Raw genomic sequence first — 15,435 nt, forward strand, 5'->3', positions numbered from 1 at the left:
AGTATGCACAGGGCGTCAGGCCCGGCGGTCGGCAGCGTCGAAGCGGGCCAGGGACAGGGCTCCGGCGTGCAGGGACGTCTCCAGCGCGCGGTACGTCGCCCCGTCCAGGCCGCCCAGCGCCTGCGCCGCCTCCTCGGCGGCGTCCCGGGCGATCTCGGCGGCCAACTCCGCCGGCGGGGTGCGCGGTCCCAGCTTGCTCACGGCCGACGCCGCCCGGGCGGGGGTGAGCAGGCCGGTGCCGTGGGCGAGCAGCCAGCCGGGGACGCCCGCCGCGCCTTCGGCCGGCGCCTCGTAGGGGCGCGAACCGTCGAACCGCTCGTCCTCGGCGAAGGCGGGCTGCTTGAACTTGGCCATGGGCCGCCCCGGTTCGCGGGACTCGCAGGATTCCCCGGCGGGTTTGACGACGAGGCCCTCGGCGAGATTGCCGGGCAGCGCGGGCAGCCCCAGCAGGCCGGGCAGCCGGGTGGGAAAGACCACCGGCAGCTCCTGGAGGCGCGCGAGCGGGCCCTCGGCCAGCAGCGGAACGCAGAGCAGCCCGGCGGCGGCCGCCGCCGCGCGCAGCGTCCGGTCGCCGACCCAGTGGACGCCGTCGTCCTCGGCGACGGTGGCGTCGAAGGGGAGCCAGACCAGTTCGGGCGCGTACCAGACGCCGGTCTGCACGGGCTCCGCCCCGGGTGTCGCGGGGACGTCGGGGTGCGGGTAACGGCCGCCCGCGAGTTCGCCGTAGAGGGTCACGACCGCGGAGGCCGGGGCTCCGGTGTCCTCGCGCAGGGTCCGTGCGCAGCGGGTCGCGGCGACCGCCAGCGCGGGCCAGATCCGGCCGACGCCGAAGAAGTCGTCCAGCCCGCCGTCCGCGAGCAGTTCGCGCCGCTTGGCGGGGTGCGCGCCCGATGCGTCGCACACGACGGCGAAGTTGGCGCCGTGGATCTTCTCGTGGGCCACCCAGTTCCGCCCGCGGGCCTCCCCCAGCCGGGTGTTCGCGGGGATCTTCGGATACGGGGTCCAGGGACCTGGTTCGGGGTGCACCCCGCGATGGTAGCGAGCGGCCCGGCAAGACCGTCAGGGCACCGGACGTTGCGGGTAAATCCGCTGGTCGCCTTGGTGTTGGCGCTTTAGCATGACGTCTCATGCCCACCAATGAAGAGATCATCGAACGCGCTCTGGACCGGATCGGCGCCGGTTACGTCTTCCCCGGGAAGGTAGGGGTCATCGAGGCCGCGATCCGCGGCCGGCTCGCGGCGGGTGCGTACGCGGACCTGGACGGGCCGGCGCTCTGCGCGGCCGTGACGGCGGACCTTCAGGAGGCCTGCCCGGACAAGCACCTGCGGCTGCTGTGGACGGACGAGCCGCAGTCGCTGGACCCGGTGGACGAGGACGGCGGGCAGGCCGCCTTCCTGGCTCTGCTCCGGGCCGAGAACCAGGGGATCCGGCGCGTCGAGCGGCTGGAGGGCAACATCGGGCTGATCGAGGTCCGGCGCATCGCGAGCGCCACCGAGGGCGCGAGCACGATCGGCGCGGCCATGCAGCTGGTCGCGCACACCTCAGCCCTCGTACTGGACCTGCGGGGCTGCCTCGGCGGGCTTCCGGAGGGGGCCGCGATGTGGTGCAGCTACTTCTTCCCGGACGACCAGGTGCACCTGAACGACATCTACGACCGGACCTCGGACACGACCCGCCAGTTCTGGACGTCCTCGTACCTTCCCGCGCCGCGCTACCTGGACCGGCCGGTCCACGTCCTCACGAGCGCGGTCACCTTCTCGGGGGGCGAGGACGTCTCGTACACCCTCCAGGCGCGGGGGCGGGCCGCGATCGTGGGCGAGACGACACGGGGCGGCGCCCATCCGACGGCCCGGCACGCGGTGGCCGAGCACGTTCTGGTGACCGTGCCGACGGCCCGGACGATCAACACCGTCACGGGTGGCAACTGGGAGGGCGTGGGGGTCGTTCCCGACGTCCGGGTCCCGGCGGAGCAGGCGCTGGAGACGGCGCTGAAGGCCCTCCGGCCGGGCGTCTGACCCCCGGGGGCCCATCGTGACCCGTCGGGGCCGGTCGGGCCCGGTCGGCGGTCGGAGGGTCAGAGGGGGTCCACGTCCAGGAAGGCGGCGAGGGCCGCCTCCGTGCCGCCCGCGGCACCGGGCAGGGCCAGTTCCGCCCAGATGACCTTGCCCTGGGGTGTGTAACGGGTGCCCCAGTGCTCGCTGAGCTGCGCGACCAGGAACAGGCCGCGTCCGCCCTCGTCCGTGGTGGCGGCGTAGCGCAGGTGGGGGGCGGTGCTGCTGCCGTCCCACACCTCGCAGGTCAGGTTGTGGTCGTGGAGCAGGCGTACCCGTACGGGCCCGCTGCCGTGCCGCAGGGCGTTGGTGATCAGTTCGCTGAGGATCAGCTCGGTGGCGAAGCCGAGGTCGGTCAGGCCCCACTCGTCGAGCTTCTTGGCGGCGGCGTTGCGCATGGCGCCGACCGCGCTCGGCTGGAACGGTACGTCCCACTGTGCGACCCGGTCCGGGCCGAGCGTCCGCGTGCGTGCGATGAGCAGGGCCACGTCGTCGGTGGGGCGGGGCGGCAGCAGCATGTCGAGCACCGCCCGGCAGCTCTCGTGGGGGTCCCGGTCCGGGTGGCTGAGCGCCACCCGCAGCAGTTCCAGTCCCTCGCCGATGTCCCGGGTCCGCTCCTCGATCAGCCCGTCCGTGTAGAGGACGAGCTGGCTGCCTTCCGCGAGGTCCAGCTCCGCGGTCTCGAAGGGCATGCCGCCCAGCCCCAGCGGGGGTCCGGCGGGCAGTTCCACGATCTCCGTGGTGCCGTCGGGGGCGACCACCAGGGGTGGCAGGTGCCCGGCCCGGGCCATCGTGCAGCGCTGTGACACCGGGTCGTAGACGGCGTACAGGCAGGTCGCGCCCAGGACGCCGCCGTTCACGTCGTCGCCCTCCCCGTCGTGGTCGATGCGCTGTACGAGGTCGTCCAGGCGGGCCAGGATCTCATCGGGCGGCAGGTCGAGGGAGGAGAAGTTGTGGACGGCCGTGCGGAGCCGTCCCATGGTGGCGGCGGCGTGCAGGCCGTGCCCGACGACGTCTCCGACGACCAGCGCGACGCGGCAGCCCGCCAGCGGGATCACGTCGAACCAGTCCCCGCCCACTCCGGACTGCGCGGGCAGGTAGAAGTGCGCCACGTCCATGGCGCTCTGCTCGGGCAGGGCGCGCGGCAGCAGGCTGCGCTGGAGGGTCACGGCGAGGGCGTGTTCCCGGGTGTAGCGGCGGGCGTTGTCCATGCTGACCGCTGCGCGGGCGACGAGTTCCTCCGCCAGGGACAGCTCGTCCTCGTCGAAGGGCTCCTGTTTCTGCGACCGCCAGAAGTTGACCACCCCGAGGACGACGCCCCGGGCCATGAGCGGGGCCGCGATGAGCGAGTGGATCCCGTACTCGACGATGGCGCGGGCGCGTGGCGGGTCCTGGGCCTGCCAGCCGGGTGCCTCGGCCAGGTCGGGCACCAGCTCGGCCCGGCCGGTGCCGTAGCCGCGTGCCTGGGGGGTGGAGGGCAGGAAGTCGATCAGCTGGCCGACGGGGTACAGGGGGTGGTCGGAGCGGATGCCGCTGATCGCGGTGCGCCGCATGTCGGAGCCGGCGAGGGGTTCCTCGCCGTCGATGACCTGGTCGGCCAGGTCGACGGTGACGAAGTCCGCGAAGCGGGGGACGGCGACGGCGGCCAGTTCCTCGGCCGTCCGCACCACGTCGAGGGTGGTACCGATGTCCCCACCCGCGTCGTAGAGCAGCTTGAGGCGCCTGCGGGCCGTGTCCGCCCGGCTGGTCAGGATCTGCATCTCGGTGGAGTCGCGGATGGTGACCGCGGCGCCCTCCGGCCGGCCGCGGGGGTGGGTGGGCCGCTGGTTGACGACGAGCAGCCGGTCCCCGGTCTCCAGGACCTCGTCGGTGGCCTCCCGGCCGGAGAGCAGCAGGTCGGCCATCCGGCGGTCGAGGCACGGCACGTCCCCGATGTGGCGTCCGTCGGCGTCCTCCGGCAGCCCGAGGAGCCGTTTGGCCTCGTCGTTCGCCAGCAGGAGCCGCCCTTCCCCGTCGGTGATCAGCACCCCTTCGCGGACGGCGTGGAGCACCGCGTCGTGGTGCTCGTACATCCGGGTCATCTCCTGCGTGCCGAGCCCGTGGGTCTGGCGGCGCAGGCGGCGGCTGATCAGGGCGGTGCCACCGGTGGCCAGGGCCAGGCCGGTGGCGATGGCGAGGAGGATGACCGGGAGCTGGCGGTCGACGACGCCGGTGACGTTCTTCACCGTGAGGCCTGCCGAGACCAGCGCGACGACCTGGCCGTCGTCCGCCGTGACCGGCACCACCGCCTGGATCTCCTTGCCGAGGGGGCCCTCGACGCTCTCGGTGTGGACCTGGCCGGCCAGCGAGGGCTCGATCGTCCCGACGAACCGTTTCCCGATGCGGTCGGGCTGGGGGTGGCTGTACCGGATGCCCTTGGTGTCCATCACCACGATGAAGTCGACCCCGGCGACCTTGCGCGTCTCCTCGGCGAGGGGCTGCAGGATGACGGACGGGTCCTTCGTCTTCAGCGCGGCCTGGAGGCCCAGGGAGTGGGCGAAGGTCTCGGCGACGGAGACCGACCGGTTGCGTGCCTCCCGGTCGATGTCGTGCCTCGACTGGAGGACCAGGGCCAGCAGCGCCCCGGCCGCGAGCAACACCACGATCGCCACCTGGAGGACGAATACCTGTCCGGCGACGCTCTTGAACCTGTTGCCTAGAGGTGACCGCACCGACGTACCCGGCACGGGTGGCGAGGAATGGTCACGCACCCAGTTGTAGCACTTCCGGGCGTGCATGGCTCCCGTCATGCACGGTACGCGCCGGGATTGTCACATCCGGTCCCCCTTCGGCCGTCAGTCGGCGTGGCGCCCGGCCGCGGCCTGGACGTACCCCACGGCCGTGCCGGGCGGGGTCTGCGACGGCGTCGGCGAGGGCGTCCGCGAAGGCTGCGGGGTGGCGCCCGGGGTGGCACCGGGAGTCGCCTCCGGGGCATCTTCCGGGGTGCAGGTGACCTCGTCGCGCGGCGTGTAGTGCGTCGTGAAGTCCTCGCGCCGGACTTCCTTGCCGCCCTGGACGAAGACGCGGCCGACGGTGACGTCGAACCCCTCGAGCGGGGTCTGGACCTCGCACTTCTCTCCGCTGCCCGTGCGCTTCCCGGGCGGCGTGATGTGGGTGCGCGGCCCCTTGGTCGCCCGTATCTCGTCGTACTTCTTCGTGCCGAGGAGGCTGATCGTCAGCGACGTGTCGGTGGACTGGGCCTGGATGTAGAGGGGGTGGCCGGTGTCGTTGATCCAGCGCAGGTCGAGGGTGCCCCAGGCGACGGTGGCCTCCCGGCCTTCGGGGTAGCGCTCGATGTAGAAGGAGTGGGCGCCGTGCTCGACGGGCTTGACGCCCGCGAAGAACGCGGCGTTGTACATGGTCGTGGCGACCGCCGAGACACCGCCGCCGGGTGATTTCACGTACTGGCCGTCGTTGATCATGATGCCGTCGACGAAACCGTTCTCGGGGGTGCGCTCACCGACCGTGCGGTTGAAGCTCCACTCCTCCCCCGGCATGACGACGGAGCCGTTGATGAGCTCGACGGCGCGGCCGACGTTGGTGGTGCGGTACGGGGCGGCCGGGAAGTCGACGGTGAAGGAGGAGACCTTCTCCTTGATGCCGAGGCGGCGCGCTTCGTCGCTGGTGAAGTCCGGCTCGACGGCCACGGTGGCGACCTCGCCGCTACGGGCCGCGCCCGTACGGGTCAGCAGCGGCAGCACGGCCCGGCCGAGCGCCTCCTGGGTGACCTGGCGTCCCTCACGACCCAGGTCGGCGATCACCACGCGGCCGTCGGCCCCGAGGCGGGGCGCGGCGTCGCGCGGCGGGTGGGTGACCTCGTCGATCGGGCGGGCCACCGCGGGGTCGGCGAGCAGGCTCTTGGAGTCGAGGGCCGGTACCAGGCGGCCCTGTCCGTCGGCCCGCATCTTCAGGTGGTCGCCGAGGACGGCGGGGGTTATGGACATGCGCTTGCCGCCGACGGTGAGGGTGACGGGCCCGGACATCGCGGGCTCGGCGAACTGCCGCATGGCCCGTCCGGTCTCCTCGGCCCCGACGTTCGGCTCGGTGCGTGCGACCGGGAGGACGACGGGACCCGTGTGCGGCCGCAGATAGGCGTCGCGGAGGGTGTCGAGGGCCTTGTCCTGGACGAGGGCGAGGCCCGGGAGCGGGGCGACGGCCTTCGCCGTGCCCTCCTCGAACTCGATCACCCCGTCGCGGACCTGCTGCTTCGTGATCTCACCGAGGCGGTCGACCGCGGCCCGGGCGGTCTGTTCGTTCATCCGGATCACGGGCGCCACGTCCCGCTCGTCCGAGGCGAAGAGGCTGCCGATGACGGTGACCGGACCGTGTCCGTCCCGTACGGCGCGGTCGACGGTCGCGTCGGTGTCGAGCGAGAGCCCCAGCGCGGCGGGATCGGCCTTCTCCGCGTGGTCGCCGATCTTCATCGCGATCGGCGCCGCGGCGGCGGGTCCGAGCTCCCGGGTCAGCACCTGGCGTGCCTCGGCGCGGCTCATGCCGCCGAGGTCCACGCCCAGGACCCGTGTGCCCTGGTCGATGTCACCACCGACCGCGAGCGCGGTTCCGTAGAGGCCGCCCAGTCCGAGGACGACGGCTCCTCCTGCGATCGGCAGAGCGATCCGTCGGTTGCCCATCCAGCCGCGCACGCGTCCCATATCTCTCCCGTAGCGCCGACCGGTCCATCGGGTGGCGCGGGCCGCAATGGCAGCCATATACGACAATTACGGGAAATAATGATCCACGCTGCGGGCGCGATGCGGGGCTAAATGTAATCGTTGTCACGATTTTCCTGTGGCCGGCGGGCGGCTGGCGCGACGGCCGGTGCGGCGGTCACTGGGGCCCGGCGGGTGGGCCGAGCCGGGCCGGCAGCTCGATCGCGCGGGCCAGCGCGGGACCGGGGGCCGGCCGCTCCAGGCGGCCCTTCAGCAGGGCGGTGGCCCCGGCCGCGCGCTCGCGGTCACGACCGGCGCCGCTCAGCCGGGCGCCGGCCGCGGCGATCCGGAAGAGGGGCAGGGCCCAGGCGTCGCGCGGGGCGCCGTACTGGTCCCGTAGCGGACCGCGCACCATCTCCAGCGCTTCGGCGAGCAGCGACACGGCCCGGCCCGGCCGAGATCACCTCGTTCGGCCAGGCACCAGATCCGGATGCCCAGGAGGTCGAGAATGCCCGGGACGTGAAGGGCGGGCGCCTCCGGGACCACGGTGCGCGGCAGCCGGATCGCCTCGGCGAAGGAGGCCTGGTCCGCCTCCTCGTGCCGCTGGAGCACGTTCAGGATGGTGGCCCGGCGCTGCACGAGGAGCGCGGTCACCCGGGCGGTGGGCGGATCTGCCGTCTGATGGACCCGGAACGCCATGTCCGCGGCGCGCAGCGCGGCGCCCCGCCGCTCCTGTTCGAAGCGTTTCCCGGCGTACCGGTCGAGCAGGACCGCGGTGACTACCGGGTCGAGCCCGGCGGGCAGGCCGTCCAGGCGCCCCAGCAGCGGCACCGCCGCCCCCACCGCGTCCAGCGGATGGGCCGGTGAGCGCGAGGGCCTCCAACAGCCTGCTGTGCTCCAGGTGGGCCACGGTGAGGTCGGGCAGGTGGCGGCCCGCGTTGGCCGTCGCCTCCTGCAGTGCCTCGCGTATCGCGGCGACCGCGTCCGCCAGGCCGATCTCCCCGGAACGTGCCATCGGTTCCCCCATACCACCCAGCGCGCCACCCGCCAGGGGCAACGCGCCGAATCCCGGTTCCACCGTAGCCAAGGCGGGGCTGCGCCGGGGCGAAATCGGGATCAACTCGGCGCACTCCCACCCGCGTTGCCGTCTCCGGATCATCGGGATAGATTCCTGGAAACTGTTTCTAGTTCGAGCGGGGCTGACGTGTTAGAGCTGACGGGGAGCGGGGCCCAGCCGCTGGAGGCGGAGGATCCGCGCCGGATCGGGTCGATCCCGCTGGCGGGCCGGCTCGGGGCCGGAGGCATGGGGCGGGTGTATCTCGGGATCCGCGAGGGCCGGTACGTCGCCGTCAAGCAACTGCTGTCCTCCGTCGTCGGCGAGGACCAGGACTTCCTGCGCCGTTTCGGCCATGAGCTGGACAACCTCGCCCGGCTGCCCGCCGACGCCACCGCGCCGCTGCTCGACAGCGACCGCACCGCGAGTCCCCCGTGGTTCGCCACGGCCTACATCCCCGGGCTCACCCTGCGGGAGGCCATCGCACTGCACGGCGGCCCGCTGCCCGCGGACGGGCTGTGGCTGCTGCTGCGGGAAGCGGCGGCCGGGCTGGCGGCGGTGCACGCGCTGGACATGGTGCACCGGGACCTCAAGCCGTCCAACGTCATGCTGACCCTGGACGGTCTCACCCTCATCGACTTCGGAGTGGCCCGGGCCGCCGAGCAGAGCCAGCTGACCCGGACCGGGATGGTCGTGGGTACGCCCGCCTACATGGCACCCGAACAGGCTTCGGGAAGACGGCGGTTGAGCGGCGCCACCGATGTGTTCGCGCTCGGCTCCGTCCTCGCGTACGCGGCGTGCGGTCAGCCGCCGTTCGGCGACGAGTCGGGGCACGGCGTGCTGTACCGCATCGTCCACGAGGAGCCGGACCTGGAGCCGCTCCGGGAACTGGAGCCGGACCTCGCCGACCTGGTCGCAGCCTGCCTCGACAAGGACCCCGAGGGGCGTCCGACCGCCGCCGAACTCCTCGAACGCGCCTCCGGGCACGGCCCGTTCGCTGCCCCGCTGTGGCCGGAGGCCATCACCGGACGCCTGACCGAGCGGGCCGCCTTCGCCGCACACGTGCAGGAGGTCGACGTACCGACGGTCCCGCTCAAGCCGGAGCCGGAGGGGCCGGAGCCCGTGGCGCCCGTGGCGCCCGTGGCGCCCGTGGTACCAGCGGTCCCCACTCCCCCGGCCACGGCCCGACCGGAGCGGGCCGAGCGCCGCCGCCGTACCCGGGTCCTGCTCGCCGTCCTGCCCGTCGTAGTGGTCGCGGGGGGTACGACACTCGCCATCCAGCACCTGCCGTACACCTCCGCCACACCACAGGCCGGAGCCGGGAACACCCCGTCCGCCCCGGTCACGGCGCCGGCCGACCCGACCGCGTCGTCGGCGGCGGCGACAGCGGGCGGCAGCCCGTCGGGTTCGGCGTCGCCGGGGCAGCCGCCCGCGCAGGACCCGGCACAGGGCGGCCCGGGCGGACCGCCGGCCGCGGGCGGCGGCACGGGCCCGGGCGGCGGCGCGCAGCCCGGCTCGGGCAACGCCGGGAACTCCGGCAGCCCCGCGAACGCGGGCGGCACCGGCAGTACGCGCCCGTCCAACGGCGGAACGTCCACGGCACCCACGGCCCCGGCGCCGCCCGCGTCCGGCACCTTCCGCTTCCGCAACGGCAATAACGGCAAGTGCATCACGCAGGTCTTCGGGTCCTCGGACTTCGGCGACTGCGCGGACGCGAGTGCCCGGTGGACCGTACAGGGCAAGTCGGACGGCAGCTTCAAGCTGGTCAACCAGCAGAGCGGCAGCTGCCTGTACGCCAACATGCTCGGCCAGGCGGTGTTCGTGGGCGACTGCGCCCAGGACACCGCCCGGCTGTGGCGCACGGGGTCGGGCGGCAGCCTCCGCAACGACTTCAGCGGCGGCTGCCTCGACCTGGGCATGAGCGGCGGCCTGGTGACGAAGACGTGCGGCGGCGAGGCGTCACAACGCTGGACGCGGCAGAGCTAGGGAGTGTCTTGCCGGATGGGCCCGGGCCAGTTCGGTGCGGTGCATCGCAAGGGGGAGGGGCGCCCGTGCACCGGACGTACTCGGGTGCCCCGGTGCCGCTAAGCCGAGGCCTTGCCCCGGCCCCGGCCGCCCTTGGGTCCGCCGTTCGTCGGCGGGTAGCCGGGCCTCGCCGGTATCGACGGCCCGGGCGCCCCGGACGGCACCGGCAGCGGCGGCAGGGCCGGCTCGTACAGCCAGGCCGAGAACAGGTCGTCCAGCGGCTCGGCCGCGTAGCGGGCCGCGTGGCCGGTGAAGCCGGCGGTCGACACCACGCCGTGGCGGTGCACCGTGACCCAGTCCCGCAGCATGCGGAAGAAGGCTTCGTCGCCCAGGGCGCAGCGGACCGCGTGCACCGTGAGGCCCCCGCGCTGGTACAGCCGGTCGTCGAACATCAGCTTGCGCCCGGGGTCGACCAGCCGCAGGTCCTGGGGATGCGAGAGCAGCATCCGGTGCGCGGCCCGTGCCAGCTCGTGCGCGGTGCGGCCGCCGGAGCGCTCCGACCAGAGCCATTCGGCGTACTTGGCGAAGCCCTCGTTCAGCCAGATGTGCCGCCAGTCGGCGATGGTCACGCTGTTGCCGAACCACTGGTGCGCGAGCTCGTGCGCGATGAGGCGCTCCGAGCCGCGAACGCCGTCCACGTGGTTGGCGCCGAACAGGGACAGGCCCTGTGCCTCGACGGGGACGTCCAGTTCCTCGTCGGCGACGACCACGGCGTACTCGCCGAAGGGGTAGGGCCCGAAGAGTTCCTGGAACAGCTCCATCATGGCGGGCTGCCGGGCGAAGTCCCGGGAGAACCGCGGCAGCAGGTGCGCCGGCACGTGGGCGCTCTGCGGGACGCCCCCGAGTCCGGGGTCGCCGAGCAGCACCGTCTGGTACATGCCGATGGACAGGCCGACGAGGTAGCTGGAGGTCGGCGCGGACTGCTCGTAGACCCAGTTGGTCGTGCTGGCCTTCGTCGTGCGCGTGAGCAGCCGGCCGCCCGCCACGACCGTGTAGGCGGACGGGGTGTTGACCGAGATCTGGTACGAGGCCTTGTCGGCGGGCCGGTCGTTGCACGGGTACCAGGAGGGCGCGCCGACGGGCTGGCTGGCCACCAGCGCGCCGTCGGTCAGTTCCTCCCAGCCGAGGCCGCCCCAGGGGCTGCGCACGGGCTTGGGGTTGCCCGCCCAGTGCACCTCCACGGTGAAGGCCGCGCCGGCGGGCAGTGGCTTGGCCGGGCGGATCCGGAGCTTGCCGCCGCGGTGGGCGTAGTGCGGCGCGCGGCCGTTCACCAGGACGCGGCCTATTTTGAACTCGGCCAGGTTCAGGTGGAACTCGGCGAGCGGCGCCCGGCCGGCGATCGCGCTGAGGCGGGCCGTCCCGGCCAGCCGGTTGGGGCCGGGACGGTAGTCCAGAGCGAGTTCGTACCGGTGCACGCGGTAACGGGAGTCTCCGTTGGCCGGGAAGTACGGGTCCGATGCCTCTGTTCTCTGGCCGCTCACTGCCGATTCCGCTCCCTGCGCTGTGCTCGTACGACGTGCTGGTGTGCCGGTACCGCCGCTCCCGCCATTGTCGGCCGCCGCGCGGTCGGCCCGGTCAGGACCGCCACGCCTCGATCGGGTTACCCAGCCAGCGGGTGTCGGCGGGGACGGATTCGCCCGCCATCACGAGGGATGCGGGACCCAGTGTGCTGCGGGCCCCCACCGTGCTCCCGGGCAGGACGATTCCGCCCGGGCCCAGGGTGGCGCCCTCACGGAGCACCACAGTATCCGTCCTCAAGATCCGGTCGTGGAAGAGGTGCGTCTGCAACACACAGCCGCGGTTCACGCTGACCCCGTCGCCCAGCACGACCAGGTCCGTCTCGGGCAGCCAGTAGCTCTCGCACCACACGCCGCGGCCGATGCGGGCTCCGAGCGCCCGCAGCCACAGGGCCAGCACCGGCGTGCCGGGCACCGAGCCGGCCAGCCACGGTACGGCCAGTACCTCGACGAAGGTGTCGGCCAGTTCGTTGCGCCAGACGAAGCCGCTCCAGAGCGGGTGCTCCCCCGTTCGGTGCCGGCCCACCAGCAGCCATTTGGCGGTCACCGCGACCACGCAGGCGGCCAGCCCGGCCGCGAGCAGGACCGCTCCGCAGAGCAGCGCGGTTCCCCAGATGCCCAGGCCGCTGCGCGTGCTCAGCGCGCAGAGCGCCGCCACGGTCAGCACGGCCAGGGCGGCCGAGCAGAACACCGGCACGAGCCGGCACAGCTCGACGAGGCCGCGCGCCCACAGCAGCCGCGCGGGCGGGTCGTACGTCCGGCTCCGGTCGGCGGCCGCGGTGGAGCGGGGCAGCCGGACCGGCGGGAGCCCCAGGTAGGAGCTGCCCTTCTTGGCCTTCTTCGGGGTGGCGGACAGGACGCCGACCAACCCGTCGTCCGGCACGGTGCGGCCCGGGGCGGTCATGCCGGAGTTCCCGAGGAAGGCGCGGCGGCCGATCTCGGAGTGCCCGATCCGCATCCAGCCGCCGCCCAGCTCGTAGGGGGCGGTCAGGGTGTCGTCGGCGAGGAAGGCGCCCTCGCCGACGGTGGTCAGGCTCGGCAGCGCGAGGACGGTGGACACCTCGGCGCCCCGGCCGATCTTCATGCCGAGCAGCCGCAGCCACACCGGTGTGATCAGCCCGGCGTACAGCGGGAAGAGCGTCCCGCGGGACAGGTCCATCAGCTGGGTGACCGTCCAGGCCTGCCAGCCGACCCTGCTGTGCGTCGGCTGGATTCCCGTCCGCAGCCCGAGGCTGAGCAGACGTACGGAGACCAGCAGCAGGGCGGCGTACGCGAACCCGAAGGCGAGCGCCCCGGGAACCACGGCGAGGAGCGCGCCGCGCAGTGCTTCGGCGATCCCGGCCCCGGCGGGCACGAAGGCGCTCAGCACCAGCAGCGCGGGCAGGGTGGCGAGCACGGGCAGCGCCGTGAGGCCGAAGCCGGCCGCCCCGTACGCGGCCCGCCAGGGGAGCCCGCGGGGCGGGCGCTCCTTGGGCCAGTTGTGCTTGGCCTTGCCGAGCTTGCCTGCGGGGGCTCCGGCCCAGCGCTGGCCGGTCGGGATCTGGCCGACCACGGCGGAGCCGGGGGCCACCTCGGCGCGCTTTCCGACGCGTGCGCCGGGGAAGAGGATGCTGCGGGTGCCGACGACCGCGCCCGCGCCGACCTTGACCGGTCCGATCTCGAGGCGGTCCCCGTCCAGCCAGTGGCCGCAGAGGTCCACCTCGGACTCGACGGCGCAGCCGCGGCCGAGTTTCAGCATGCCGGTGACCGGGGGCAGGGAGTGCAGGTCCACCTCGGGGCCGATCTTGGCGCCGAGGGCCCGCCCGTAGCGCTCCAGCCAGGAGCCGGTGAGGGAGGTGGCGCCGACGCATTCGGCGAGCCGCTCGGCCGTCCACAGGCGCAGGTGGACGCTTCCGCCGCGCGGGTAGCGGCCGGCCTTCACCCCGCGCAGCAGGAGGCGGGCGCCGCCGGCCGCGATCGCGAGGCGGCCCGGCGGGCTGAAGAGCAGCGCCACACCGGCGGCGACGAGCCACCAGGAGGCGGTCGGCGCCCACGGGTAGGGGCCGAACAGGTGCAACACGTTGCCGAGGGCCAGCAGGGCGACCGTCCAGCGCAGGCCCACCAGGGTGAACAGCGGGAGCAGCAGGAGCGACTGGGCCACCTGGGAGCGCAGCGCAACCGGTGCGACGGTGCGGGCCGCGCCGTCGTCCTGGGCGGATTTCTCCAGGTGCCGGGCCAGCTTGCGCAGGGTGGGCTGCTGGTAGATGTCGAGGACGGCCGCGCTGGGGTAGCGGGTGCGCAGCCGGGTGGTGAGCTGGGCGGCGGCGAGGCTGCTGCCGCCGATCGCGAAGAAGTCGTCGCCGGCGCCGGAGACGGTCACGCCGAGGGTCTCGCTCCACTGCTCGGCGAGCCATGCCTCGGTCCCGTAGAGCTGTTCGGCGGGGCCGGCGGTCTCCAGGTCGGGCAGCGGCCAGGGCAGCGCGTTCCGGTCGACCTTGCCGGAGGTGCGGGTGGGCAGCTCGTCGACGGGGGCGAGCAGCGGTACGAGGGCGGCGGGGAGCTCGGCGCGCAGCCGGGTGACCGCCGCCGCGTGGTCCCAGCCGTCCTGGGTGACGAGGTAGCCGACGAGCAGCTGGTTGCCGCTGCGTGCGGTGCGTACGGCGGCGGCCGCGCCCGCGACGCCGGGCAGGGCCTGCAGTGCGGCGTCGACCTCCCCGAGCTCGATGCGGCGGCCGCCGAGCTTGATCTGCTCGTCGGCGCGGCCGAGGAAGACCAGGCCCTCCGGTTCGGCGCGTACGAGGTCGCCGCTGCGGTAGGCGCGCTGCCAGCCGAGGGTTTCGAGCGGGGCGTACTTCTCGGCGTCCTTGCCGGGGTCGAGGTAGCGGGCCAGACCGACGCCGCCGATCACGAGCTGGCCGCTGCCGCCCATGGGCACCGGCTCGCCGGACTCGTCGACGACGGCCAGTTCCCAGCCGTTCAGCGGGAGGCCGATCCGGATCGGCTCCTCACCGGTCAGGAGCGCGGCGCAGGCGACGACGGTGGCCTCGGTGGGGCCGTACGTGTTCCAGACCTCGCGGCCTTCGGTGACCAGGCGCTGGGTCAGCTCGGGCGGGCAGGCCTCGCCACCGAAGATCAGCAGGCGGACCTCGTTGAGCGCCTCGGGCTCCCAGAGCGCGGCCAGGGTCGGCACGGTGGAGACCACGGTGATCTCCTGCTCCACGAGCCAGGGGCCGAGGTCGGCCCCGCTGCGCACCTGGGAGCGGGGTACGGGCACGAGGCAGGCGCCGTAGCGCCAGGCCAGCCACATCTCCTCGCAGGAGGCGTCGAAGGCGACGGACAGTCCGGCCATGACGCGGTCGCCGGGGCCGATCGGCTCGTCGGCGAGGAACAGCGCGGCCTCGGCGTCGACGAAGGCGGCGGCGCTGCGGTGGCTGACGGCGACGCCCTTGGGCTTGCCGGTGGAGCCGGAGGTGAAGATGATCCACGCGTCGTGCTCGGGGCCGGGCCGCGAGGCGGCGGCGCGGGCGCCGGGGTCCGCGGGGCGGCCCGCCTGGATGCGCTGTCCGCCGCCGAGGACCGCCCGGACCCCGGCCTCGCCGAAGACCAGGTCGGCGCGCTCGTCCGGGTCCTCGGCGTCGACGGGTACGTAGGCGGCGCCCGCGGCGAGCACGGCGAGGACGGCCACGTACAGCTCGTTGGTCCCGGACGGCACGCGTACGCCGACCCGGTCGCCAAGCCCCACTCCGGCGGCCGCGAGGGACCGCCGCCGGCGCTCGACCTCGGTGGCCAGGGCCCGGTAGGTCAGGCGGGTGGTTCCGTCGTCGAGGGCGAGCTCGTCGGGGTACGTCCGTACGGTGGCCTCGAAGATGTCGACGAGGGTGCGGGTGGGGGCGGCGGGCCCTGCGGTGAAGCGGGCGGATTTGCCGGCCTCCTCCGGCGTCTCCCCGTCGTCGAGCAGAGTGAGTTCACTGCGCTCAGGTGTGACTGCCATCGGCCCTCACGTCTCGTTCCCGGCACGGTCCGGGTCGCCGGCGGAGCCCGGGTCTGCCCAGGTTGTTCCGGCCCAGCGCCAAACAACCCACCAGTCTAGTGCGGCATCAAGGTTTTTCTTGTTGAAGCCT

9 protein-coding genes are annotated in these 15,435 nt (G+C 73.7%); 3 read left to right on the forward strand and 6 right to left on the reverse strand.

The window, feature by feature from the left end; all coding sequences use genetic code 11:
* Positions 1 to 15: 15 nt before the first annotated feature.
* The gene (locus ACGFZK_RS00215) at positions 16 to 1,026 is read right to left on the reverse strand and encodes an RNA ligase family protein (protein ID WP_393846560.1); all 1,011 of its coding nucleotides are present in this window, start codon (positions 1,024 to 1,026) and stop codon (positions 16 to 18) included.
* Between the two features lie 101 nt (positions 1,027 to 1,127).
* Between ACGFZK_RS00215 and ACGFZK_RS00220 the strand changes: the two genes are divergently transcribed.
* Complete coding sequence (locus ACGFZK_RS00220) at positions 1,128 to 2,015, forward strand: S41 family peptidase (RefSeq protein WP_393846561.1); 888 nt, start codon at positions 1,128 to 1,130, stop codon at positions 2,013 to 2,015.
* Positions 2,016 to 2,074: 59 nt separating this feature from the next.
* Here ACGFZK_RS00220 and ACGFZK_RS00225 read toward each other — a convergent pair whose 3' ends face one another.
* The 3 genes from ACGFZK_RS00225 to ACGFZK_RS00235 all read right to left on the reverse strand — a co-directional run bounded on the left by ACGFZK_RS00225 (position 2,075) and on the right by ACGFZK_RS00235 (position 7,181).
* Positions 2,075 to 4,702, reverse strand: a complete 2,628-nt coding sequence (locus ACGFZK_RS00225; protein ID WP_393847246.1) for a SpoIIE family protein phosphatase — start codon at positions 4,700 to 4,702, stop codon at positions 2,075 to 2,077.
* Between the two features lie 183 nt (positions 4,703 to 4,885).
* A complete protein-coding gene (locus ACGFZK_RS00230; protein WP_393846562.1) occupies positions 4,886 to 6,742 on the reverse strand; it encodes a VanW family protein in 1,857 nt (618 codons plus the stop codon).
* 175 nt (positions 6,743 to 6,917) lie between these two features.
* Positions 6,918 to 7,181, reverse strand: coding sequence for a hypothetical protein (locus ACGFZK_RS00235; RefSeq protein ID WP_393846563.1), 264 nt, complete (start codon positions 7,179 to 7,181; stop codon positions 6,918 to 6,920).
* A 77-nt stretch (positions 7,182 to 7,258) separates the two neighbouring features.
* On the opposite strand from ACGFZK_RS00235, the gene ACGFZK_RS00240 reads away from it, so the two are divergent.
* Positions 7,259 to 7,606, forward strand: a complete 348-nt coding sequence (locus ACGFZK_RS00240; RefSeq protein WP_393846564.1) for a hypothetical protein — start codon at positions 7,259 to 7,261, stop codon at positions 7,604 to 7,606.
* A gap of 337 nt (positions 7,607 to 7,943) precedes the next feature.
* Positions 7,944 to 9,779 (forward strand): protein kinase, encoded by a 1,836-nt coding sequence (locus ACGFZK_RS00245; RefSeq protein ID WP_393846565.1) that lies wholly within the window; start codon positions 7,944 to 7,946, stop codon positions 9,777 to 9,779.
* A gap of 98 nt (positions 9,780 to 9,877) precedes the next feature.
* Here ACGFZK_RS00245 and ACGFZK_RS00250 read toward each other — a convergent pair whose 3' ends face one another.
* Together ACGFZK_RS00250 and ACGFZK_RS00255 are read right to left on the reverse strand one after the other, a co-directional pair.
* Complete coding sequence (locus ACGFZK_RS00250) at positions 9,878 to 11,299, reverse strand: M1 family metallopeptidase (RefSeq protein WP_393846566.1); 1,422 nt, start codon at positions 11,297 to 11,299, stop codon at positions 9,878 to 9,880.
* Positions 11,300 to 11,393: 94 nt separating this feature from the next.
* Positions 11,394 to 15,305, reverse strand: coding sequence for a Pls/PosA family non-ribosomal peptide synthetase (locus ACGFZK_RS00255; protein WP_393846567.1), 3,912 nt, complete (start codon positions 15,303 to 15,305; stop codon positions 11,394 to 11,396).
* Between the last annotated feature and the right edge of the window lie 130 nt (positions 15,306 to 15,435).

Origin of the sequence: Streptomyces sp. NPDC048257 (genome assembly GCF_043201855.1) — a bacterium.
GTDB lineage: Bacteria > Actinomycetota > Actinomycetes > Streptomycetales > Streptomycetaceae > Streptomyces.